The organism is Geodermatophilus sp. SYSU D00705 (assembly GCF_054050135.1).
Genome location: NZ_JBJGYT010000010.1, coordinates 42,358 through 62,795 on the forward strand (window position 1 = coordinate 42,358; position 20,438 = coordinate 62,795).

Here is a 20,438-nt window from a genome sequence, read left to right on the forward strand (position 1 = left end):
CCAGGATGGGCCGGTGCGTGTGACGGGGAGCCGGGAGGTGCCGGCGTGAGCCGGCGGGGCTGGGCGCTGTTCCTGGCGATGTCGCTCATCTGGGGCGTGCCGTACCTGCTGATCAAGGTGGCGGTCGGCGAGCTCTCCCCGGTGGTCGTGGTGTTCGCCCGCTGCGTGCTCGGCGCGGCGCTCCTGCTGCCCTGGACGATCGCCCGCGGCCAGGTGCGCCCGGCGCTGCGGCGCTGGCGGCCGCTGCTGGCGTTCACCGTGCTGGAGATGACCGGTCCCTGGCTGCTGCTGTCCTACGCCGAGCAGACGCTGTCGAGCTCGCTGACCGGGCTGCTGGTCGCCGGCGTGCCGTTCGTCGCCGCGCTCGCGGGCCGGCTGGCGGGGGAGGAGGAGCGGCTGACGCCGGTGCGGCTGGCCGGGATGGGCCTGGGCGTCGTCGGCATCGCCGTCCTGCTCGGCCTGGACGTCGAGGGCCTGGCGCTGCTGCCGCTGCTGGCGGTGGCGCTGGTGGTGGTCGGCTACGCCACCGCACCGCTGATCGTCAGCCGCGAGCTGCCCGACGTCCCCGGGGTGGCGGCCAGCGCGATCGCGCTCACCGTCACCGCCGTCGTCTACGCGCCCTTCGCCGCGCCGCAGCTGGACGACGTGGTGCAGGCGCCCGCCGACGCCCTGCTGTCGGTGGCCGCCCTCGGCGTGCTGTGCACCGCGGTCGCCCTCGCGCTGTTCTTCGCACTGATCCGCGAGGTCGGTCCGCAGCGCGCGCTGGTCATCACCTTCCTCAACCCGGCGGTGGCGGTCCTGCTGGGCGTGCTGCTGCTCGACGAGCCGTTCACCCTCGGCCTCGCCCTCGGGCTGCCGGTCATCGTGCTGGGCTGCGTGCTCGCCACCCGCCGCGGTCCCGTGCGCCGTGACCGGAGCGAGCTGTCCGACGTCGACGCCGCCGTCCCCTGACCCCCGGAGGAACCGCATGACCGAACAGCCGGTCGTCCGCACCCGCGCGGGCGCCGTCCGTGGCCGGACCGAGCGCGGGACCGCGGTGTTCCGCGGCATCCCGTTCGCCGCACCCCCGGTCGGCCCGCTGCGGTTCCAGGCACCGCGCCCGGCGCAGCCGTGGGACGGCGTCCGGGAGGCCGACGTCTTCGGGCCCCCGCCGCCCCAGGCGTGGATGGGCCCGCCGCCGCCGGCCCCCGCCGCCTCCGGGCCCGTGCGGCACGACCCGGACGACTGGCTGACCCTCAACGTCTGGACGCCGGACCCGGGCGCGACCGGGCTGCCGGTGCTGGTCTGGGTGTACGGCGGGGCGTACCGGATGGGCAGCTCCGCCGAGCCGGGGTACGACGGCGCCGCGCTGGCCCGCTCGGGGGCCGTCGTGGTCACCGCCAACCACCGGGTGGGGGTCGAGGGCTACGCCGAGCTGGAGGGCGCGCCGGCCAACCGGGCCCTGCTCGACGTCGTGGCCACCCTCCGCTGGGTGCAGGAGGAGATCGCCGCGTTCGGCGGCGACCCCGCGCGGGTGACCGTCTTCGGCGAGTCCGCCGGCGCCGGGGCGATCGCCGCCCTGCTGGTCGTGCCGGCCGCCGAGGGCCTGTTCGCGCAGGCGATCGCGCAGAGCGTGCCGGGGACCTACCTCTCCTCCGCCCTGGCCCGCGACGTGAGCGCCGAGCTCACCGCGCCGCTCGGGCTGGCCCCGTCGGCCGCCGCGCTCGCCGACGTCCCGCCCGCCGACCTCGTGGCGGCGCTGTCCGCGCTGGACCGGCGGATGTCCTCCCTCGACCGCTGGGGCCTGGTCTCGCACACGCCCACGCCGTACTCCCCGGTGGTGGACGGCGAGGTGCTGCCCACCGATCCGTGGACCGGGCTGGCCGCCGGCGCCGGCCGCGACGTCCCGCTGGTGGTCGGGCACAACCGGGACGAGTGGCGGCTGTTCCTCGCCCTCGACGGGCTGGCCGGGCGGGTGACCGACGAGATGGCCGACGAGGCGATGGCCGTGTTCGGGCCCGGCCCGGACGCCCCGGGTAGGATGCGGGCGGCGTTCCCGGGGGCCGGTGCCGAGGAGCTGTACGTGCTGGCCCGCTCCGACCGCATGTTCCGCGTGCCGAGCCTGCAGCTGGCCCGCGCGCAGACCGCCGGCGGCGGGCGCAGCCACCTCTACGAGCTCACCTGGCCGGCTCCGGCGGCGGGCGGCGTCCTGGGCGCCTGCCACGCGCTCGACGTCCCGCTGGTGTTCGGCGTCCTCGACCAGGGGCTGGCCCTGCAGCTGCTGGGCCCCACGGCCCCTCCGGAGGCGGCCGAGGTCTCCGCGCAGCTGCAGGCGGCGTGGACCGCGTTCGCCCGCGACGGCGACCCCGGCTGGGCCGCCCACGACGACCGGCAGCAGCTGACCCGGGTGTTCGACGCCGGCGAGCGCGGCGGGGTGCGCCGGTACCCCGAGCAGGCCTCCCGGCAGCTGTGGGCCGAAGTCCCGATCGGGGTGCTGGACCTGGAGGGCTGAGGCGGTCCCCGTTCTCAGCCGAGCCGGCGCAGCTGCGGCCAGATCTGCGACCAGGGCACCATTCGGTCGGTGGCGATGCGGACCGGCACGCCCTGCTCGTCGTTGTCCAGGCCCACGCCGTTGTCCACCCGCCCGGCGAGCTCGACCCGGGCGAACCAGCGGCGCAGCTGCTCCTCCGGGAAGCCGACGGCCACGACCGCGGTCACCTCGTCCCCGGGCGGGCCCCACGACCAGTAGGCGTTGTGCCCGCTGTACGCGGGGGACAGGCCGGGCGCGAAGCGGTCGACGGCGCCGGCCTCGCCGTAGTTGCGGGTGAGGACGGCGACCGTCTCGCCGGCCGGCAGCCGTTCCCGGGCCCGCTCGACGGCCGCCGCGAACGCCGGCCAGCCGACGGTCTCCCCGGCGTCGTAGTTGACCGCCGGCACCGGGCTGCCGGCCAGCGCGCCGAGGGGGAGCAGCGGCAGCATCAGCAGCGCGTCGACGGCCAGGCTGAGCACCAGCGCGGCCGCGACCAGCCGACCCCGCAGCCGGCCGGCCCCGCGCCGGACCCATGCCAGCACCGGTTCGGCGCCGGCGGCCAGCAGCACCGGGTAGAGGCCGGCCAGGTAGTACGGCTTGCCTCCGGTCAGCAGGAACACCCCCGCGAGGACGACGTAGGCCACCGCGAACGCCCGCCACGGGCGCAGCCCCGGGTCGCGGGCCAGGCGCACCCAGCCGGCGACCCAGACGGGCACCAGCAGCGGGCTGACCAGCACCAGTTGGAAGGGCAGGAAGAGGTACCACGGCTCGCTGGTGCCCGAGCTGCCGGCGGCGATCGCCTCGGCCAGCGCCAGCTGCGGCCAGCCGTTGGCCGCCTGCCACACCAGGTTGGGCGACCACAGCAGCAGCGCCAGCGCGCCGCCCAGCCACGGCCAGGGCGACCGGAACACCGCGCGCGGCCCGGCGACCAGGACCCCGAGCAGGACGGCGGCCACGAGGAACGCCGGCTGCACCTTGTTCTGCAGCGCCACCCCGGCGACCGCACCCGCGGTCGCCCAGACCGCGCCCCCGTCGCGCAGCGCCCGCACCAGCAGCCAGGACAGTGCCGCCCAGGCCAGCAGATCGACCGTCGAGGTCGACAGCAGGTGGCCGACCGCCAGCAGGAACGCGGAGACGCCGATCGCGGCGGCGGCCAGGAGCTGGGCGGCGCGCCCGCCGCCGAACTCCCGCGCGAGCAGCCCGGTCAGCACCACGACCAGCCCGGCGGCCAGGGCCGACGGCACCCGCAGCGCCACCAGCGACCCGGGCGCCAGCGCGTCGACGGCGGCGGCCAGCAGCGGGGTGAGCGGGGGCTGGTCGACGTACCCGAACGCCGCCTCGCGCCCGGCGCGCAGGAAGTACAGCTCGTCGCGGTGGTACCCGTACCGGCCGGAGACCGCGAGGAGCAGGAGCGCGACGCCGGCGGCCAGCGCGGCCAGCGGCGCCCGGGCCACGGCGGGCCGGGGTGCGACCGGGGAGGGGAGGGTCACCGGCGCGGCCACCGGACGACCGTAGGGCTGTCGGTGCCTGCGGTTAGCGTTCCGCGCCGTGGAGCTCATCCGTTGCGCATGGGGCGAGAGCACCCCGGAGTACGTCGCCTACCACGACGAGGAGTGGGGCACGCCGCTGCACGGGGACGACGCCCTCTTCGAGCGGCTGTGCCTGGAGGCGTTCCAGTCGGGGCTGTCGTGGATCACCATCCTGCGCAAGCGGCCGGCGTTCCGGGCGGCCTTCGCCGGGTTCGCCGTCGACGCCGTCGCGGAGTTCACCGAGGACGACGAGGCCCGGCTGATGGCCGACGCCGGCATCGTCCGCAACCGGGCCAAGATCCGGGCCGCGATCACGAACGCCCGGGCGGCGCAGCAGGTCCCCGAGGGGCTCGACGCGTTGCTGTGGTCGTTCGCGCCGGCCGGCCCGCGGGCCCGCCCGGCCACGCTGGCCGACGTCCCGGCCACGAGCCCGGAGTCGACCGCGATGGCCAAGGAGCTCAAACGCCGGGGTTTCGTCTTCGTCGGCCCGACCACCGCCTACGCCCTCATGCAGGCGACCGGCATGGTCGACGACCACGTCGCCGACTGCTTCCGCGCTGCTCCCTGAGGGGGCCCGGTGGGCGGGGACACGGCCACGAGGGGGCCTCGTGTTGGTCCTGAGCGCCGGATACGGGATCATGGACGGTAGAGCTCACAGCATCGACGAGCAGCCGCACCGCAGCTCACCAGGCTCGCGGGTGGCCGATGAAGGAGGCACGCATGGCGGCCATGAAGCCGCGCACGGGTGAAGGTCCCCTGGAAGTCACCAAGGAGGGGCGCGGCCTGGTCATGCGCGTACCGCTCGAAGGCGGCGGTCGCCTGGTCGTCGAGCTGTCGCCGGACGAGGCGGCAGCGCTGTCCGAGGCACTGAAGGGCGCGACCAGCTGAACACCGCAGCGCACCTGCCCCCGGGCAGCACCGCGCAGGACGACACGGCCCCGGCCGCCGGCAGCACGCCGGCGACCGGGGCCGCGCCGTTGCCGCGGATCGAGCTCGCCACCACCCTCCCCGCCCTCGGCGAGGACGACGTCCTGGCCGTGCCGGTCGGGTCGGGCACCGCGCTGCCGTCGTGGCTGACCGCGCCGGGTGCGCCGGTCGACGCCGACCTGGTCGCCGGCGCCCTGCGCGACACGGGCAACACCGGCGGGCCGGGGGTCGTCACCAACGTGCCGATCCCGGGCCGGCGCCCGCGCAGCGTCGTCGCGGTGGGGGTCGGCGACGCCACCCTGCCCGACCTGCGCCGCGGCGTGGGCGTCGCCGTCCGACGGGCCCAGACCCTCGCCGAGCACGGCGCCCGCCGGCTGGTGCTGCCGGTGGACGACGCCGCCGCGCCCGCCGGTGCGGAGGAGGTGCGCGCCGCCGTCGAGACCGTGCTGCTGGCCGGGTACCGCTTCCGGGAGACCTCCAAGCCGCACCCGTCGCGGCTGGCCACGGTCACCGTCGTGGCCACCGACGCCGGCGACCCCGCCGTCACTGCCGCCGCCCGCGCGGGTGAGGCCGCCGCCCGGGCCGTCGCCTGGGCCCGCGACCTGGTCAACACCCCCAGCAACACCAAGAACCCGGCGTGGCTCGCCGCCGAGGCGGGGGAGCGGCTGGCCGGCCTCGACCACGTCACCGTGCACGTCCTCGACGTCGACGACCTGCGGGCCGGCGGCTTCGGCGGGGTGCTCGCCGTCGGCGGCGGCTCGGCCACGCCGCCGTGCGTGATCGTGGCGTCCTACCGCCCGCCGGGCGCGGGCGCCGCGCACCCCGTGCTCGTCGGCAAGGGCATCACCTTCGACACCGGCGGCATCTCGATCAAGCCCAACGCCGGCATGCGCGAGATGAAGACCGACATGGCCGGCGGCGCCGCCGTCCTCGCCGCGGTCGACGCCGCCGCCCGGCTGCGGCTGCCGGTCGCGGTCACCGCCGTCGTCCCGGCCGCGGAGAACGCCGTCTCCGGCTCCTCGTACCGGCCGGCCGACGTCGTCCGGCACGTCGGGGGCCGCACGACGGAGGTGCTCAACACCGACGCCGAGGGCCGCATGGTGCTCGCCGACGGGCTGGCCCACGCCCGGCTGCACCTGGGCGCCACCGTGCTGGTCGACGTCGCCACGCTGACCGGGGCGATGAAGGTCGCGCTCGGCACCCGCACCGCCGGCCTGTACGCCACCACCGACGGCCTCGCCGACGCGCTGCGCACCGCCGCCGGTCACGCCGGCGAGCCGGTCTGGCGCATGCCGCTGGCCGAGGAGCACGCCGACCTGCTGGAGAGCGCGGTCGCCGACGCCAACAACGCGCCCGGCAACCCCGGGGGCACCACCGCCGCGCTGTTCCTCCGGCCGTTCGCCGGTGACCTGCCGTGGGCGCACCTGGACGTCGCCGGGCCGGCCCGCGCCGCGGCCGACGACGCCGAGGTGGTGAAGGGCGGCACCGGCTTCGGGGCGCGCACGCTGCTGCGCTGGCTGGAGGCCGGTGCGCCGGCCGACGCCCCCATGACCGCCGGCTGATGGCCGGCGAGGAGAGCGGCGTCGTCTTCCCGGCCGGCCCCGACGGCCGGCGCAGCACCGCGGCGCTCGGGCGGGCCGTCGTCGCCGACGCGCTGCGCCCGGTCGACCCGACCGGGGCCGGCGCCGCGGAGCGCGAGACCAACTGGCGGGCCGGGTACATCACCCACTTCCGCCGGCTGGTGGAGGCGGGGCTGGCCACGCCGCAGGCGGCGCGGGACGTCGCCGACGCCGGGCTGACCGCCCTGCACACGCGGATGCGGGTCGCCGGCGGGGGCGGTGAGGCGGGGCTCGACGTCCTGGCCACCGCGCCGGCCGGGCGGGTGCTGGCCACGGCCGAGGTGCGGGGCACCGCGGAGCCGGAGCGGGAGCTGTCCCTGCCCTTCCACGGCGGGCGGCTGCGCGGCGACGCCCTGCTGCGCCGGCTGGACGCGTGGGTCGAGGCGGGGGTGGTGGAGCCCTCGTGCGCCGAGGCGGTCCGCACCGTCGCCGCCCACCCGGAGTGGCTGGCGCTGCCCGGCACCACCGTGGTCGTGCTGGGCGCCGGCGCGGAGATGGGGCCGCTGCCCGCCCTGCTGCGCTGGGGCGTCCGGGTGGCCGGGGTCGACCTGCCGCGCGCGCCCCTGTGGGAGCGGGTGCTCGACACCGCCCGCCGCGGCGCCGGCACGCTCCTGGTGCCGGTGCGCGACGCCGGGGACGTGGCCGGGACCGGGGACGTGGCCGGGACCGGGGACGTCGCCGCGGCCGGGGGCGTCGCCGCCGTGGCCGGTGCCGACCTCATCGCCGAGGTGCCGGCCGTCGCCGACTGGGTGGCCGCGCTGCCCGGCCGCCTGGTGCTCGGCAACTACGTCTACGCCGACGGCGCGACCAACGTGCGGGTCTCGGTGGCGGTCGACGCGCTGACGGTGCGGCTGTCCGCGGCCCGCGACGACCTCGCGCTGGCGTTCCTCGCCACGCCGACCGACGTCTTCGCCGTCCCGGCCGAGGCGGTCGAGCAGTCGGTGCGGGCGTACGCGGCGCGGTCGCGGACGGGCAAGCTCCTCGGCCGCCCGCTGCGGACGCTCTCGGCCGGGCGGCTGCTGCAGCGGGCCTACGTGCCCGGCAGCGACCCCGGCATCGCCGACAGCCTGGTGGCGCAGCAGGGTCCCAACTACGCGCTGGCCAAGCGGCTGCAGCGGTGGCGGGCGACGACCGCGCGGGCGGCGGGGCGCACGGTCTCGATGAACGTGGCGCCGCCGACCCGGACCCGCTCGGTCGTGAAGAACCGCGCCCTCGCCGCGGCCTACGCCGGAGCGCACCGGTTCGGCGTCGAGGTGTTCGAGCCGGCCACCTCGAACGTGCTCATGGCCGCCCTGCTGGTGCACGACCTGCACACCGGCGGGGGCCCGGCACACGAGCACCCGTGGCAGGACGAGGCACACGCCGCCGCGCACGGCGGGCTGTGGCGCAGCGCCTACGCACCTCGCAGCGCACTCGGCCTGGCCGCCCTGCTCGGGTACGGCGCCGCCCGCGGCTGACGCCCGGCCGTCCGCCGAGTGCGGCCACGTCGATGCCGTGTGCGCGGCGGTCGGTGGCGTCTCCCATCGTCGTTCAGCGCACCGGCGGGGGCGAGTGGCTCGGCCGTTGCCGAAGCTGACTCGCGACTCCGCGCCCTGAGTTCGAGCAGGAGGGCGAGTGGGGACCGCGTCGGTCGGCTCGCCGGCCCGACGCGGCCCGTGAGGGGCTGGGCCGAGAGCGTCCCTGCCGCGATGAGTTCCGGCCGGGCCGCGAGTCCGAACTGGTGACCGCCGTAGGAGGTCGGACGACGCTTCCCGGCCCGAGACACCACGGAGCTCACCATGACCACCACGCCGACCGACCCGACCACCGCGCTGCCCGGCCGCCCGCCCGTCGTCGACCGGGCCACCTGGCAGGTCGCCCGGGACGAGCTCCTGGTCCGCGAGAAGGCCCACACCCGCGAGGGCGACGCCATCGCCGCGGCCCGCCGCCGGTTGCCGATGGTGGAGGTCGACGGGACGGCCGAGGTCGTCGGACCCGACGGCGCGGTTCCGTTCCGCGACCTGTTCCAGGGCCGCGACGAGCTCGTGGTCTACCACTCGATGTGGTACGACGGCGCGCCGCACCAGGGGCAGTGCGAGGGCTGCACCTTCAACATCTGGCAGATGAGGGACACCGTCTACCTCCACGCCCGCGGCGTGTCCTTCGCCGTCCTGACGTCGGGCCGGTGGGGCGAGGTGGCCGACTACGTCGCGTTCATGGGCTACACCCAGCCCTGGTACTCGGTGCGCGGTGTGGAGGCGCGGATCGCCACGGAGGAGGGGCACATCGAGTGCTACCTGCGCGACGGCGACCGCGTGTTCCTCACCTACTCCACGACGGGCCGTGGCAACGAGCCGGCCGACGGGTCCCTCGGCCTGCTCGACATGACGCCCTACGGCCGCGGCGAGACGTGGGAGGACAAGCCCGAGGGGTGGCCCGAGGGGCGCCACGCGTGCTGGTACTGGCGCTCGGACGCCGGCGGCAACCCCACCTGGGGCCCGACCAGCCGCCCTGCGCCGCAGTGGACCCGCCCCGGCGCGACGCCGGAGCAGACCCTCGGCCGGCACGGCCCCCACCACTGACGCCCGCGGCAGGGGCCCCTCGGCCATCCCGGGTGCGAGCTCAGGCCGGTCCGACCAGGCCCGCGACGATCTCGGCCGACAGCGCCACGAGCGGCAGCCCGCCGCCGGGGTGCGCCGACCCGCCCACCAGGAACAGTCCCGGCACGGGCGCGGCGTTGGCGGGGCGCAGGAACGCCGCCCTCGCCCCGTTGCTCGACGTCCCGTAGATCGAGCCGCCGGCGCTGCGGGTGTCCCGCTCGAGGTCCGCAGGCGTCCGGACGACGCACCAGCGCACCCGGTCGCGGACGTCGAGGCCCCGCCGGGCCATCACCTCCAGCACACGGGCGGCGTACCGGTCGGCCAGCCCGGGGGTGTCCCAGTCGACCCCGCCGGCGGGATCGTGCCGGGGGGCGTTGACCAGCACGAACCACGACTCGCTGTCGTCGTCGGGCCGGGTCGCCGGGTCGTCGGGCGCGCTGACGTAGACGGTCGGGTCCTCGACCGGCTGCGGGGCGCCACGGTGCCGGCCGGTGCCGAAGACCGCGTCGAACTCGGCGTCGTAGTCGGCGGGGAACAGCACGGTGTGGTGGGCCGGCCGCGGGGTCCGTCCGCGCAGCGCCAGCAGCAGCACGAAGCCCGACAGCGAGGGCGTGCTGCGCGCGAGGTCCCGGCGCACCCGCCGCGTCGCGCGGGACGCCGGCAGCAGGTCGGCGTAGAGCACGGCGGCGTCCGCGCCGGAGACCACCACGTCGGCCGGCAGCACCTCGCCGCCGGTGAGCCGCACCCCGGACACCCGCCCGCCGGCCACCAGCAGCCGCTCGACCGAGCTGCCGGTGCGGACGACGGCGCCCCGCTCGACCGCCCGTGCCGCGACCGCCTCGGCCAGCCGGCGCAGCCCGCCCCGCACGTACCAGGAGCCGAACGCCTGCTCCACGTACGGGACGGTGGCCAGCACCGCCGGTGCCCGCCGTGGGTCCGAACCGGAGTAGGTGGCGTACCGGTCGAGCAGGGTCCGCAGCCGCGGGTCACGCAGGTGCGCCGTCCCCAGGCCGCGCAGCGACTGCCACGGCGCCACGGTGGCGACGTCGGAGGCGCTGCGGGCCAGCCGCGCCAGGGTGGCGGCACCGGCCAGCGGCGAGCGCAGGAACGGCCGCTCGGTCACCCGCCACATCGCCTCGGCCCGGTCCATCAGCGCGGCCCACTGGGCGCCGGTCCCCGGGCCCAGCGCGGCGTCGACGGCGTCCGGGACCTCCTCGCGGCGGCCGGGCACGGCCAGCCGGGTGCCGTCGGCGAACCGGTAGGTGACGGCGGGGTCGAGGCGGACCAGGTCGACCGCCTCGTCCAGCGGCCCACCGGTCGCGTCGAACAGGTCGCGGTAGACCTGGGGGAGGGTGACCAGGCTCGGCCCGGTGTCGAAGCCGTGGCCGTCGCGTGCGGACCAGCCGAGCTTGCCGCCGACGTCCGGCGCCTGCTCCAGCACGGTCACGCCGTGCCCCAGGGCCGCCAGCCGGGCCGCCGCCGCGAGGCCACCCATCCCGGCGCCGACGACCACCACCCGCGCCACGCGGCCACGGTAACCGCGGCCCGCCCCGCAACTCCCCGTTCCCCCGGCCGGATGAAGATCGTTTGCCCGCTGTCCCCGGTGGGGTAGGCGATGCACCCGGCCAGCACCGCCGGGACGTGAGGGGGACGAGCGGGAGGGCACGTGAGGACCTCGACGAGGAGGTACCTGGCCGGGGGCGCGCTGGCGGCCGTCGCGGTGCTGGCCGGGTGCGCGGACCTGCAGGAGGAGGACGTCGGGGAGGTCGCCGCCGCGTTCGAGGACCCGGCCGGCGACCCCGCGCAGCGGTGCGCGTTGCTCGCCCCTGCCACGTTGGCGGCGCTCGAGTCCGAGGAGTCCTCGCCGTGCGCCGACGCGATCGAGCAGATCCCGCTGCCGGGCGGCGGAGTGGAGTCGGTGGAGGTCTGGGGCGGCAACGCCCAGGTCCTGCTCGGCGGCGACACCGTCTTCCTCGCCGAGACCGTCGCCGGCTGGAAGGTGGTCGCCGCCGCGTGCGAACCCCGCGCCGACGCGCCCTACGACTGTGAGGTGGAGGGGCCGTGAGGAGTGTCCGGGCGGTCTTCACCGTCTACCTGGTCGTGCTGCTGGCCGGCATCGTCTACGTCACGGCGCTGGGGTTGATGGGGCGATGAGCCGGTACGGGCCGCTGCGTGCCAACGCGCTCAGCCTCGTCTTCGGCGCCCTCTTCCTGGTCACCCTGGTCGGCCAGGCGATCTCGGGGACCGCCGACTTCAACGCCCAGCAGGTCACCGACGGGCTGCCCACCGTCTCCTTCCTGGACTACGTCACCTCGTCGTCCTTCGGGGTCGACGTCATGGAGAACTGGCAGTCGGAGTACCTGCAGTTCTTCCTCTACGTGTTCGCCACCGTGTGGCTCATCCAGCGCGGGTCGACCGAGTCCAAGGAGCCGGGGCAGGAGGGGCCCGAGTCCGACGAGGAGCAGAAGGTGGGCCGGCACGCCGACGAGGAGTCGCCGGCCTGGGCGCGCGCCGGCGGCTGGCGGACGACGGTGTTCTCCCGCTCGCTGGGCCTGCTCATGGGGGCGCTGTTCCTGCTGACCTGGGCAGCCTCCTCGATCGCCGGCTGGTCGGCCTACAACTCCGAGCAGCTGGCGGACAAGGAGGACCCGGTCGGCTGGGTCGGCTACCTCGGGGAGGCCGACTTCTGGAACCGGTCGTTCCAGAACTGGCAGTCGGAGATGCTGGCCGTCGGCTCGATGGCGATCTTCTCGGTCTACCTGCGCCAGCGGGGGTCGCCGGAGTCCAAGCCGGTGGGCACCGCCCACGCGGACACCGGTCAGACCGGCTGAGCGAGGTTGCCGACGTCTGTGCGGCCTCGTGCAGGGGCCCGGCGCGAGCCTGCGAGCGCTGGGCGCACGGGGTCCGCGGTCAGAAGGCGTACCGCACCTGCAGCCAGGGCGCCGCGGCGGCGATCAGCCCCCGGAGGCGCTCCAGGCCGGCGCGCTTGACGTCGTTGCGGTAGCGCACGTTCCACTGGCCGTTCTGGCTGCGCTTGGGCTGCTGCAGGTCCGGCCGCCAGAGGAGCTCCTCGGCCTTCGGGTGCCACCCGAGGTTGACCTCGTGCAGCTCGCGGTTGTGGGTCAGCATGATCACCTCGGCGGCGGCCTGCGCCTTGGCCGCCGGCGAGAGCTCGCCGTCCAGCCGCTGCAGCAGCTCGGTCCAGTCGGCCTCCCACCCCTCGCGCAGGACGACCGGGGAGAGGTTGAGGTGCACCTCGTAGCCGGCCTCGACGAAGTCGTCGACCGCGGCGATGCGCTCGGCCACCCGGCTGGTGCGCACGTCGAGCACCTTGGCGTCCGGCTCGGGCATCAGCGAGAACCGGATGCGGGTGCGTCCCCGCGGGTCCAGGTCGAGCAGCTGCCGGTTGACGTACTTGGTGGCGAACGAGGCCTTCGCCGTCGGTAGGTCGCGGAACGTGGCGACCAGGTCGGCGACGTTGTCGCTGACCAGCGCGTCGACCGAGCAGTCGCTGTTCTCGCCGATGTCGTAGACCCAGCTGACCGGGTCGCACTCGTCGGGCTCCGGCTTCGCGCCCTGCCGGGCCACGTGCCGGCGCAGGTACCCGGTGATCTGCTCGATGTTGGTGAAGACGGTGATCGGGTTGGCGTAGCCCTTGCGCCGCGGGACGTAGCAGTACGCGCACGCCATCGCGCAGCCGTTCGCGGTCGAGGGGGCGATCCAGTTGGCCGAACGGCCGTTCGGACGGGCCGACAGCGACTTCTTGACGCCCATCACCAGCGTCTCGGACTTCACCCGCACCCAGCGCTCGACGTTGCCGGCGTTGCCGTGCAGCTCCGGGATCTGCCAGTGCGAGGCCACCTCGACGACCTCGGCGTCCTGGAAGCGGGCGAGCACCTCGCGGCCACGCGGGGAGGCGAGGGCGGCGGGCTCGGCGTGGATCTCGCGCACCGGCAGCAGCCGGGCGAGGTCGGGGTGGACGGCGGTCGGGGTCGGCTCGGCTCCCACACCGTGTCCAGCAGTCCCGGGCGACCCGCTGTTCCGGGCGCCGGTGCGCTGCGGCCCACAGTCAGGCGAGGGGGAGCCCCCGCTCGGCGAGGAAGGCCACCGGGTCGGTCGGGACGCCGTCCACCAGCACCTCGAAGTGCAGGTGGCAGCCCGTCGAGTCGCCCTTCGTGCCGACCCGCGCGACCTGCTGGCCCGCGGCCACGGGCTGGCCGACCACCACGAGCAGGTCGTCGTCCTCCATGTGGGCGTACCGGGTGACCACCCCGTTGCCGTGGTCGACGACGACCAGGTTGCCGTACCCGTCGGAGACCCCCGCGCGGACGACGACGCCGGCCGCCGCGGCGACGATCGGGGCGTCGCAGCCCGGGGCGAGGTCCAGCCCCGCGTGCAGCCGGACGCCGCCGCCGGTCGGGCTCTCGCGCTGGCCGAAGCCGCTGGTGAGAGGTCCGCTGGTGGGCGAGGTCCAGTCGCCGCTGACGGCGCGCAGCAGTGGGCCGGTGCTGGTGCAGGGCACCGAGCCGGTGCCCGGGGCCACGCCGGTCACGGTGGTCTCGGACAGCGCGGTGGCCACCTCCAGGGCGTCGTCCCACCAGCGGGCGTAGTGGTACGGGTCGGCGTTGCGCTGGGTCCGGTGGGCGGCGAGCGTCGGCGGGAGGGTCTCCCAGCCGTCGACCTGGAGCAGGGCCCGGTAGAAGTTGGTGGCCGAGGTGGTGGGGTCCATCCGGTCCTCGTAGCTGCCCCAGGCGCCGTTGGCACGCTGCTGGAACAGCCCGCGGCTGTCCGGCCCGACGGCGTCGCCGTGGTCGACGACGGTCAGCGAGGACTCGCCCATGGCCGTCATCACGCCGATGACCTGGCCGCGGGCGCTGACGCCGAGCGCCTCGCCCGCCTCCATGATCAGCGCCGCGTTGACCAGCTGGGTGTCCGCCCAGCCGGCGACCGACCCGTCCGGGATGCCGGTGACGCTCACCGGCGCCCCACCGGGGGCGCAGGCGCCGGCCTGGCGGTCGGCCTCCGTCACCAGCGCCGCGGTCAGCAGGCCGCCGGCGACGACCACCGGGGCGAGCACGGCCGCGACGGCGGTCCGCCTCACGGCGTCGTCCCCGGTGCGGGCAGGGCGTCGGCCCCGGGCGGGGTCACGGCCCCGGGTGACGCGCCGGCCGACTCGACCGGGGTGATCCGCTCGACCAGCCACGGGGCGCCGTCACCCTCGCGGACGAGGAGGACGGCGTACTCGCCGGCGTCGGTCGGGACGAGCACGGTGGACAGGTACGCGCTCACCGCCGGGGTGGGCTGCGGGGGGCCGGTGACGGCCGACGCCGGCACCGCCGCGGGGTCGGTGCCGTCGTAGGCGGTCGCCGCGGCGGGGCTGAGCAGGGGCTGCAGCTCGGCCCACCACTGCGCGGGGTCGAGCGTCGGCCGGGCGAAGGCGGTGACCGCGGCGCTCGCGGCGTCGAGGGCGGCGGACCGGGAGGCGTCGTCGTCGGTGGGGGCGGGGGGTGCGGGGGGCAGCAGCGCGTCGGCGTCGCCGGCCACGACGGTGGGTTCGGGGGTGGCCTGCGGCTGCGGCTCGTCCGCTGCCGGGGCGTCGCTGCAGCCGGCGAGCCCGAGCGCGGCGGCCAGCACGGTGGCCACAGCGAGACCTCGTCGCGAGCTGCGCATGCCCGTGACCCTCCCGTCAACCCCGGCGGGACCCCCGCCACACCGGTGCACCGAGGAGTACAGCCGGACGGGGGACAGCTGCGGCACCCCCAATGTCGGGCATTGCCGCTCCTCCACGGTCGATCCACCGTGGAGGACGACGACCGATGCCCTCTCGATCCTGAGGACGGACCCCGATGAGCCTGCTCTCCTCGCCCGTCGCGCTCGCCGTGGTGGACCCCGGCCAGGGCGTGGCCCCGCCCGGCTCCGAGGGCATCGTGACGATCGTCCAGTGGGTCGCGTGGACGGTGCTCGCCGTCTGCGTCGTCGGGGTGCTGCTGGTCGGGGCGCGCATGGCGCTGGCCCACCGGCGCGGTGAGGGTGCCGAGCACGCCGTGAGCCTGGCCTACGTCCTGGGCGGCGCGGTCCTCGCGGGGTCGGCGTCCGGGCTCGTCGCGGCGCTGGTCTGAACACGAGCGGACACGGGGGAACAGCTGTGAGGGACGACCGCGCCGCGGGGGTGCCGAGGTGACCAGCCCGGTCCCGCCCGCGGAGACCACGGACCCGGGCGCCGCGGCGCCGGCCGCGCCCACGCCGGCCGCCGCGACCGCTGACCCGACGACCCCGGCGCCGACCACGCCGCCGGTCCAGACGACGACGCCGCCGGCCCAGACGACCCCGCCGGCGGAGACGACCCCGCCGGCGGAGACGCCGCCGCCGGCCGACCCGACGCCCCCGGCGCCCACCACCCCGGCCGAGCCGACCACCCCGGCGCCCACGACGCCCGCGCCGACGACCCCGGCCGAGCCCACGCCGACGACCCCGGCGCCGACCACCCCGGCCGAACCGGCGCCCACGACGCCGGCGCCGACCGCCCCGGCCGAGCCCACGCCGACAACCCCGGCGCCGACCGCCCCGGCGGAACCGGCGCCGACCACGCCGGCGCCGACGACTCCGGCGCCCACCACTCCGGCCGAGCCCACGCCGACGACCCCGGCCCCCACCACGCCGGGGGACCCGATCGCGCCGGCGGGCGAGGTGCTGATCCCCGCCACGCCGACACCGGAGCAGGTCGCGGTCGAGGTGGACCGGCTCCCGGCCGCCGTGGTGGACGACGGCGTGGTGCCGCTGGCCCCGACGGCCGACCAGGTGGCGGTGGAGACCGACCGCATCCCGGCCCTCGTCGTGGACGCGGCGCCGGGCGGCGAGGAGTTCGACCGGCTGGCGAGCCTCGGAGCCGGGCACTCGATCAGCGGGTCGGCGGACGTCGTCGACCTGGACACGGCCTCGGCCGGCTTCGGTGACGTGTTCCTCGACCCGGCCATCCCGGCCGCAGGCGTGGGTGTGTTCGACGAGAGTGGAGGCGGCGACATCGTGGGCGACCTGGCGAAGGAGATCGTCGAGGCGGCCGGTGACGCGCTGGCCGCCGTCGCGCGCCTGTGGGCGGACCCGCCGTCGCCGGGGCTCGGCACCGTCGGTGCCGACGGCGCCGCGGTGCCGTCGGAGGCCACCGACCTGCTGACCGGGTCGCTGGCCTGGTACTCCGGCGCGGTGGCGGTGGTCGCGGTGCTGGTGGCCGCGGCACGCATGGTGTGGCAGCGGCGGACCCAGCCGCTGGCCGAGCTGCTCCGCGGCCTGGGCACTCTGGTGCTGGTGGCCGGCGCGAGCCTCACCGGCGTCACCCTGCTGGTGACCGCGGCCGACGCGTTCTCCGTCTGGGTGCTGCAGCAGGCCACCGGCGACGTCGAGGCGGGCCTGACCGACCTGCTCGCGCTGCAACAGACCGACGGCATGTCCGCCGTGCTCGTCGTCCTGCTCGGCACGGCCGCGCTGCTCGGCGCCGTCGTCCAGATCGTGCTGCTGGTGGCCCGCGGGGTCGTCCTCGTCGTCCTCGCCGGGGTGCTCCCGCTGTCGGCCTCGGCGACCAACACCGACACCGGGCGGATGGTCTTCGTCCGCACGCTCACCTGGACGCTGGCCTTCGCGCTCTACCAGCCGGCCGCGGCGCTGGTCTACGCCACCGGCCTGATGCTCGCCCCCGCCCCCGAGGACGCCCCGCTGATCGCGGCGCTGACCGGCACCACCTTCCTGGCCCTGGCCATCGCCGCCCTCCCGGCGCTGCTGCGGGTGCTCCAGCCGGCGGTGCGCACGGTGACCGCCGGCGGCAACCGGGTGCGGGCGGCGGCCGGCGGCCTGCCGTCCGGCGCCCGGGCCGTGGCGCCGGGGAGCGCCGCCGGCGCGACCGCCGCCTCGGCCCTGCGGGTGCCCTCCGCGCGGGGCGCCAGCCACCGGACGGCGGCCGCGACGATCGACTCCGGCGGCGCCCGCGTCGGCGCCCACCGGCTCGGCTCCAGCCGACCCGCCCGCGACGCCGTCACGGCCGCGCCGGCACCCCACGCCGTCCGCGCCGCCGCCGAGACGCGGTCGCTGCCCACCGCCACCACCGATGCTGAGGACCCGCGCCCGTGACCGCCGCGCCCGCCCCCACCGCCCCGCCCCGCACCTACGGCAACTGGCGCCGGCCGACCACCCCGGGCCTCGGCGGCCTCGGTCTCCTCGGCACCGGGCTCCTGCTGGCCGGCCTGCTCGGGGTCATCACCACCCAGCTGTTCGCCGGCCTGCTGTGGGCGCTGGCCGCCGGCGGCGTCCTCGGCGGGCTGCTCGCCCTGCTGGTGGTCCGCGACCGGCACCACCGGTCGGGGATCCAGCGGCTGTCCACCCGGATCGCCTGGACGCGCGCCCGGCGCAGCGGCACCCACCTCTACCGCTCCGGACCCCTGGGCCGCACCCCGGAGACCGGCCACCAGCTGCCGGGGCTGGCCGCGGCGTCCCGGCTCTCCGAGTGGCAGGACGCCCACGGCCGGCCCTTCGCCCTGGTCACGGTCCCGGCGACGCGGCACGCGACCGTCGTGCTCGTCACCGAGCCCGACGGCGCCTCCCTCGTCGACGAGGAGCAGGTGGACACCTGGGTGGCCCACTGGGGCGCCTGGCTGGCCGCCCTCGGCAACGAGCCGGGCCTGGTCGCGGCGGCGGTGACCGTCGAGACCGCACCGGATTCCGGCACCCGGCTGCGCCGCGAGGTGGGCGGCTCCCTGGACCCGCGCGCCCCGGAGGTGGCCCTCGCGATGCTGCGGGAGGTCGTGGAGACCTACCCGGCCGGCTCGGCGACCGTCACCGCCTACGTCTCCCTCACCTTCACCACGACCGGGCGCTCCGGTGCCCGCCGCCGGGAGACCGCCGACGTCGCCCGCGACATCGGCACCCGGCTGCCCGGGCTCACCGCGGGCCTCACCGCCACCGGCGCGGGCGTGGTCCGCCCGGCCACCGCCCAGGAGCTGTGCGAGGCGGTCCGGATCGCCTACGACCCCTCCGCGGCGCGGCTCCTCGACGAGGCGCACGCCACCGGGGGCGCACCCGAGCTGCGCTGGTCCGACGTCGGCCCGGCCGCCGCCCAGGCGGGCTGGGGCTGGTACCGGCACGACGGCGCGGTGTCGGTGACCTGGGAGATGACCGAGGCGCCCCGCGGCGAGGTGTTCTCCTCGGTGCTCGCCGACCTCGTCGCGCCCCACCCGGACGTCGACCGCAAGCGGGTCACCCTGCTGTACCGGCCGCTGGACGCCGGCCGCGCCGCCCGCCTCGTCGAGCAGGACCGGCGCACCGCCGACTTCCGCGCGTCCTCCTCGTCCCGGCCCTCGGCCCGCGTGCTGGCCGACCAGCGCGCCGCCACCCTCACCGCGGAGGAGGAGGCCCGGGGCGCGGGGCTGGTCGACTTCGCGATGCTCGTGACGGCGACCGTGGCCGACGCCGACCTGCTCGACGACCCGCGGGCCGCCCTCGACGCCGCCCGCGCCGCGATCGACAACCTCTCGGCGAGCGCCCGCACCCAGCTGCGCCCGGTGTACGGGTCCCAGGACTCGGCCTTCGCCGCCGCGCTGCCGCTGGGCATCGTCCCCTCGGCGCACCTGACCGTCCCCCGCGAGTTCCGGGAGGCACTGTGACCCGCAAGCGGGCCGGCCGGCCCTCGCCCGGACCGGGGCCGCGCGGCTGGCCGGGCCGCGGCGGCGGCGCGGCGACCTACGTGCAGGCCCCCGACGAGTGGCGCGCCACCACGGTGCAGGCGTGCGGGCTGTGGCCCTTCGCCGCCGGCGCCGGGACGCCGATGACCGGGGTGCCGCTGGGCCGCAACCTGCTCACCGGCGCCACGCTGTGCTGCGACCCGATCAGCTGGTTCCAGCGGGCCCGGCTGATCAGCAACCCCTCGGCGTTCGTCCTCGGCAAGCCCGGCCTCGGCAAGTCGACCGTCGTCCGCCGGATGGCCCTCGGGCTGGCCGGCTACGGCGTCCTGCCGATGGTGCTGGGCGACCTCAAGCCCGACTACGTGGACCTCGTGGAGGCCATCGGCGGCCAGGTCATCCGGCTCGGCCGGGGCCGCGGGCACCTCAACGTGCTCGACCCCGGGGAGGCCGTCGCCGCCGCCGCCCGGCTCACCGGCGACGCCCGCAGCCAGGTGCTCGCCGACGCGCACGGACGCCGGCACGCGATCGTCGCCGCCCTCGTCACCGTGATGCGCGGCGCCCCGCCCACCGACCGCGAGGAGACGGTGCTCGACCGGGCGCTGCGCGTCCTCGACGACACCCACGACAGCGCGCGGCTGGGCGCCCCGACCCTCCACCACCTGCTCGCGGTGCTGCGCGCCGCCCCCGAGGACGTCCGGGCCGCGGCCCTGGACCGCGGGGACCGCAGCCGCTACGACGACGTCACCGAGGACCTCGAGGCCACCCTGGTCGGCCTCACCGGCGGCGGGCGGCTGGGCCGCATCTTCGCCGAGCCGACGACGACGCCGATGCGCCGCGACCGCCCGGTGGTCTTCGACGTGTCGAGCATCGACGACGCCCAGACCGACCTGCAGGCCGCCGTCCTGCTCGCCTGCTGGTCGGCCGGGTTCGGCGCGATCAGCGTGGCGCACGCCCTGGCCGACGCCGGTCTGGAGCCCCGCCGGCACCACTTCGTCGTGCTGGACGAGCTGTGGCGGGCGCTGCGGGCCGGTCGCGGCATGGTCGACCGGGTCGACGCCCTCACCCGGCTCAACCGGCAGCGTGGCGTCGGCATGGCGATGGTCAGCCACACCATGAGCGACCTGCTGGCCCTCCCCACCGAGGAGGACCGGATGAAGGCCCGCGGCTTCGTCGAGCGCTCCGGCATGGTCATCTGCGGCGGCCTGCCCATGGCCGAGATGCCGATGCTCACCTCCGCCGTCGCGCTGACCGCCGCCGAGCAGGAGCTCCTGGCCGGCTGGCAGGACCCGCCCGCGTGGAACCCCGGCACCGGCGTCGAGGCCGAGCCGCCCGGCCGCGGCAACTTCCTGGTCAAGGTGGGCGGCCGGCCCGGCATCCCGGTGCACGTGGCGCTGACCGAGGTCGAGCGGGAGCTCAACGACACCAACAAGCTGTGGCACGAGCTGTCCCGCTCGGCCGGCGACGACCTCGGCTTCCCCGCCGGCTCGCCGACGACCGAGGGTCCCGTCCGCGGCTGAGCGCGCACCACCCCCCCCACGAGACCGGCGTTCTCGTGGCCATCAACAGCTGATGGCCACGAGAACGCCGGTCTCGCGCGTGCGACGGAGGAG

At 76.9% G+C, this 20,438-nt stretch carries 18 protein-coding genes; 13 read left to right on the forward strand and 5 right to left on the reverse strand.

Annotation, left to right across the window (positions count from 1 at the left end; genetic code table 11):
- Positions 1 to 45 precede the first annotated feature (45 nt).
- Positions 46 to 951 carry a DMT family transporter gene (locus ACI78Q_RS10325; RefSeq protein WP_456923252.1) on the forward strand — a complete coding sequence of 302 codons (906 nt, stop codon included), beginning with the start codon at positions 46 to 48 and terminating at the stop codon, positions 949 to 951.
- Between the two features lie 16 nt (positions 952 to 967).
- Entirely contained in the window at positions 968 to 2,491 is a 1,524-nt protein-coding gene (locus tag ACI78Q_RS10330; protein WP_456923253.1) for a carboxylesterase/lipase family protein, read from the forward strand.
- Between the two features lie 14 nt (positions 2,492 to 2,505).
- On the opposite strand, the gene ACI78Q_RS10335 is transcribed toward ACI78Q_RS10330, so the two are convergent.
- The gene (locus ACI78Q_RS10335; protein WP_456923254.1) at positions 2,506 to 4,011 is read right to left on the reverse strand and encodes a glycosyltransferase family 39 protein; all 1,506 of its coding nucleotides are present in this window, start codon (positions 4,009 to 4,011) and stop codon (positions 2,506 to 2,508) included.
- A gap of 46 nt (positions 4,012 to 4,057) precedes the next feature.
- Here ACI78Q_RS10335 and ACI78Q_RS10340 point away from each other — a divergent pair, with 46 nt between their 5' ends.
- From ACI78Q_RS10340 to ACI78Q_RS10360, 5 genes are all read left to right on the forward strand, one after another.
- On the forward strand, positions 4,058 to 4,606 hold the full coding sequence (locus ACI78Q_RS10340) for a DNA-3-methyladenine glycosylase I (protein WP_456923255.1): 549 nt from the start codon (positions 4,058 to 4,060) through the stop codon (positions 4,604 to 4,606).
- Between the two features lie 152 nt (positions 4,607 to 4,758).
- Entirely contained in the window at positions 4,759 to 4,926 is a 168-nt protein-coding gene (locus ACI78Q_RS10345; protein WP_012947303.1) for a DUF3117 domain-containing protein, read from the forward strand.
- Between the two features lie 89 nt (positions 4,927 to 5,015).
- The gene (locus ACI78Q_RS10350; protein WP_456923256.1) at positions 5,016 to 6,527 is read left to right on the forward strand and encodes a leucyl aminopeptidase family protein; all 1,512 of its coding nucleotides are present in this window, start codon (positions 5,016 to 5,018) and stop codon (positions 6,525 to 6,527) included.
- Positions 6,527 to 8,041, forward strand: coding sequence for a hypothetical protein (locus ACI78Q_RS10355; protein ID WP_456923258.1), 1,515 nt, complete (start codon positions 6,527 to 6,529; stop codon positions 8,039 to 8,041). The genes ACI78Q_RS10350 and ACI78Q_RS10355 overlap by 1 nt, the downstream gene beginning before the upstream one ends.
- 321 nt (positions 8,042 to 8,362) lie before the next feature.
- Positions 8,363 to 9,145, forward strand: coding sequence for a DUF899 family protein (locus ACI78Q_RS10360; RefSeq protein WP_456923259.1), 783 nt, complete (start codon positions 8,363 to 8,365; stop codon positions 9,143 to 9,145).
- A gap of 40 nt (positions 9,146 to 9,185) precedes the next feature.
- On the opposite strand, the gene ACI78Q_RS10365 is transcribed toward ACI78Q_RS10360, so the two are convergent.
- Positions 9,186 to 10,688, reverse strand: coding sequence for a phytoene desaturase family protein (locus ACI78Q_RS10365; RefSeq protein ID WP_456923260.1), 1,503 nt, complete (start codon positions 10,686 to 10,688; stop codon positions 9,186 to 9,188).
- Positions 10,689 to 10,829: 141 nt separating this feature from the next.
- On the opposite strand from ACI78Q_RS10365, the gene ACI78Q_RS10370 reads away from it, so the two are divergent.
- A complete protein-coding gene (locus ACI78Q_RS10370; RefSeq protein WP_456923261.1) occupies positions 10,830 to 11,228 on the forward strand; it encodes a hypothetical protein in 399 nt (132 codons plus the stop codon).
- Positions 11,229 to 11,313: 85 nt separating this feature from the next.
- Positions 11,314 to 11,994 (forward strand): DUF6766 family protein, encoded by a 681-nt coding sequence (locus ACI78Q_RS10375; RefSeq protein WP_456923262.1) that lies wholly within the window; start codon positions 11,314 to 11,316, stop codon positions 11,992 to 11,994.
- Between the two features lie 79 nt (positions 11,995 to 12,073).
- Here the strand turns inward: ACI78Q_RS10375 and ACI78Q_RS10380 are convergent, their stop codons facing one another.
- From ACI78Q_RS10380 to ACI78Q_RS10390, 3 genes are all read right to left on the reverse strand, one after another.
- On the reverse strand, positions 12,074 to 13,171 hold the full coding sequence (locus tag ACI78Q_RS10380) for a spore photoproduct lyase family protein (RefSeq protein ID WP_456923263.1): 1,098 nt from the start codon (positions 13,169 to 13,171) through the stop codon (positions 12,074 to 12,076).
- Between the two features lie 61 nt (positions 13,172 to 13,232).
- On the reverse strand, positions 13,233 to 14,264 hold the full coding sequence (locus ACI78Q_RS10385; protein WP_456923264.1) for a M23 family metallopeptidase: 1,032 nt from the start codon (positions 14,262 to 14,264) through the stop codon (positions 13,233 to 13,235).
- A complete protein-coding gene (locus ACI78Q_RS10390; protein ID WP_456923265.1) occupies positions 14,261 to 14,806 on the reverse strand; it encodes a hypothetical protein in 546 nt (181 codons plus the stop codon). Before ACI78Q_RS10390 ends, ACI78Q_RS10385 begins: the two co-directional genes overlap by 4 nt.
- Before the next feature lie 203 nt (positions 14,807 to 15,009).
- Between ACI78Q_RS10390 and ACI78Q_RS10395 the strand changes: the two genes are divergently transcribed.
- From ACI78Q_RS10395 to ACI78Q_RS10410, 4 genes are read left to right on the forward strand one after another with little or no spacing between them, the layout of a single operon-like run.
- On the forward strand, positions 15,010 to 15,282 hold the full coding sequence (locus ACI78Q_RS10395; protein ID WP_456923266.1) for a hypothetical protein: 273 nt from the start codon (positions 15,010 to 15,012) through the stop codon (positions 15,280 to 15,282).
- A gap of 58 nt (positions 15,283 to 15,340) precedes the next feature.
- On the forward strand, positions 15,341 to 17,281 hold the full coding sequence (locus ACI78Q_RS10400) for a hypothetical protein (RefSeq protein ID WP_456923267.1): 1,941 nt from the start codon (positions 15,341 to 15,343) through the stop codon (positions 17,279 to 17,281).
- On the forward strand, positions 17,278 to 18,810 hold the full coding sequence (locus ACI78Q_RS10405) for an SCO6880 family protein (protein ID WP_456923268.1): 1,533 nt from the start codon (positions 17,278 to 17,280) through the stop codon (positions 18,808 to 18,810). Before ACI78Q_RS10400 ends, ACI78Q_RS10405 begins: the two co-directional genes overlap by 4 nt.
- Entirely contained in the window at positions 18,807 to 20,345 is a 1,539-nt protein-coding gene (locus ACI78Q_RS10410) for a hypothetical protein (RefSeq protein ID WP_456923269.1), read from the forward strand. The genes ACI78Q_RS10405 and ACI78Q_RS10410 overlap by 4 nt, the downstream gene beginning before the upstream one ends.
- Positions 20,346 to 20,438: the final 93 nt, after the last annotated feature.